The sequence below is a fragment of the Mesorhizobium sp. M7A.F.Ca.AU.001.01.1.1 genome (assembly GCF_004022735.1).
GTDB classification, from domain to species: domain Bacteria; phylum Pseudomonadota; class Alphaproteobacteria; order Rhizobiales; family Rhizobiaceae; genus Mesorhizobium; species Mesorhizobium ciceri.
The window spans coordinates 1-719 of the sequence record NZ_RZPF01001287.1 but is presented as its reverse complement, the minus strand read 5'-3'; the positions used below and the strand labels follow the sequence as shown (position 1 = coordinate 719).

2 protein-coding genes are annotated in these 719 nt (G+C 61.2%); both read right to left on the bottom strand.

Annotation, left to right across the window (positions count from 1 at the left end; translation table 11 throughout):
* A partial coding sequence (locus EN884_RS37700; protein ID WP_128361219.1) for a hypothetical protein occupies window positions 1-314 on the bottom strand: 314 nt, incomplete at its 3' end.
* Between the two features lie 155 nt (window positions 315-469).
* Window positions 470-719 (bottom strand): helix-turn-helix domain-containing protein (locus tag EN884_RS37695; RefSeq protein WP_164895502.1); only part of this gene is annotated, 250 nt, incomplete at its 5' end.

Genomic DNA, 719 nt, shown 5'->3' with positions numbered 1-719 from the left:
GATCTGGAAAGTACGGCGATCGACCCCGACACAATCGCGATTAGCCAGCAACACGCAGCAGCCGACACCGCCGACGGCAGATAGAGCCTGTCAAGACTGGACTGGGCGGCAGCGAGCAGCGGCTCGACCTTCTGCCCGGCGACGCTCAATTCGATGTCGGTTAGCCGCCGGGGTGATTTCCGGCCTGCAGGAACCAGCCTGTGCAACGAGGCCGAGCGCCGCCACGAATCGACCAGCGCCGATTTTTCAGCGGCATCCGACGTGATCGATGCTTGAACACGGTCTGCACGCAATGTGGCCATGTGCCGGTCCATGCCTTCCTCCCGAAGCCTGAACGCCGATAGACTTGCCGCTGTTTCCTCAATCTTCCAGCGGCATAACAGATGTCCTCCGCGCTGCTATCTTGCTCTTGTTGCCCCGCTGTCAAATGGTCTGAAGTGCTTGTACCATCCAGGAGTCGGAGCGCAGCTCATTCGCTCATCGCATGAAGCGCATCATGCCTGACGATTTCGATGCTGCGCAGGCTGAGCAGGCGGATGACGCCCTTGTCCTTCAGCCGGGTGAAGATCCGCGATACCGTCTCGATGGTGAGGCCAAGATAATCGCCGATATCCATGCGCGACATCGGAAGTTCGACCTGCCGCAATCCGCCCTGGCGCTCCGACAGGTCGACCAGGAACGCGGCGACGCGTTCGATGGCGCTCTGGCGACCGAGGACC